Origin of the sequence: Pseudomonas sp. Sample_24 (assembly GCF_004307605.1) — a bacterium.
Classification (GTDB): domain Bacteria; phylum Pseudomonadota; class Gammaproteobacteria; order Pseudomonadales; family Pseudomonadaceae; genus Aquipseudomonas.
In genome coordinates this window covers 1-957 of record NZ_RCNW01000094.1, presented here as the reverse complement: position 1 = coordinate 957, position 957 = coordinate 1, and the positions used below count along the sequence as shown (strand labels likewise).

The window sequence follows — 957 nt, the reverse complement described above, 5'->3', positions numbered from 1 at the left end:
TTCAATAATCGAAGAACACCGTCTCGGCATCGGTGCCCTGCAGAATCACATTCCACTGATACACGCCCGATGCATCCTTCTTCGCCAGCAACGTGCTGCGGCGCTCGGCCGGCACGCACTCCAGCAACGGATCGTCGACGTTGGCCGGTTCACCCTCGAAGTAGATCCGCGTCAGCAGGTGCTTGACCAAGCCACGGGCGAACACCAGAACCACAAGGTGCGGCGCCTGGGTCGTGCCCTTGAGGCCTTCGACCGTGCCCGGCTTGATGGTGGTGAAACGAAAACGCCCTTCGGCATCCACCGGCACCCGGCCGAAACCTTCGAAATTCGGGTCCAGAGGTTTGTCCTGGTCATCTTCGGGGTGGTCGTACTTGCCGGCGGCGTTTGCTTGCCAGACTTCCAGCATGGCGTCGTTGACGACATCGCCGTTGCCATCGACCACTTGCCCGGTGATCGCCACGCGCTCGCCCAGGGTTTGTTCGACGGTCAGGTTTTCGCGGTTCAGCCAGGTCAGGCCGATGTGATAGTACGGCCCTACGGTGTGGGACGTGGTCGCAGTCAGCGTCATCTTATTTCTCCATCGGCGTGGCGTCGCGGCCGCGCAAAACGATGTCCCAGCGATAACCGAGGGCATAGGAAGGGATGGTTTTTTCCAGATCGAACGTGGCGATCAAGCGCTCTTTGGCGCTGGTATCGGGCACGCAGTTGTAGATCGGGTCGTAAGCCAGCAGCGGGTCGCCCGGGAAATACATTTGCGTGACCAGGCGCGTCAGGATGCTCGGCCCGAACAGCGAGAAATGGATGTGCGCCGGGCGCCAGGCGTTGTGATGGTTGCCCCACGGGTACGCGCCGGGCTTGATGGTCTGGAACTGGTACCAGCCATCGGCGTCGGTCACGGTGCGGCCGGTGCCGGTGAAGTTCGGGTCCAGCGGCGCGTCGTGCAGGTCGCGGGCATGG

Annotated in this window: 1 protein-coding gene and 1 pseudogene; both read right to left on the bottom strand. The window is 62.4% G+C overall.

Going from position 1 to position 957, the window contains the following annotated elements; all coding sequences use genetic code 11:
- Position 1 precedes the first annotated feature (1 nt).
- Positions 2 to 568 carry a protocatechuate 3,4-dioxygenase subunit alpha gene (gene pcaG, locus D8V06_RS04350; RefSeq protein WP_056856099.1) on the bottom strand — a complete coding sequence of 189 codons (567 nt, stop codon included), beginning with the start codon at positions 566 to 568 and terminating at the stop codon, positions 2 to 4.
- Position 569: 1 nt separating this feature from the next.
- Positions 570 to 957: pseudogene (locus D8V06_RS04345) on the bottom strand (protocatechuate 3,4-dioxygenase subunit beta); the annotation flags it as partial.

Coding starts and splice junctions, on each gene's coding strand:
- pcaG (WP_056856099.1), bottom strand. CDS start 568: ATGACGCTGACTGCGACCACGTCCCACACCGTAGGGCCGTACTATCAC.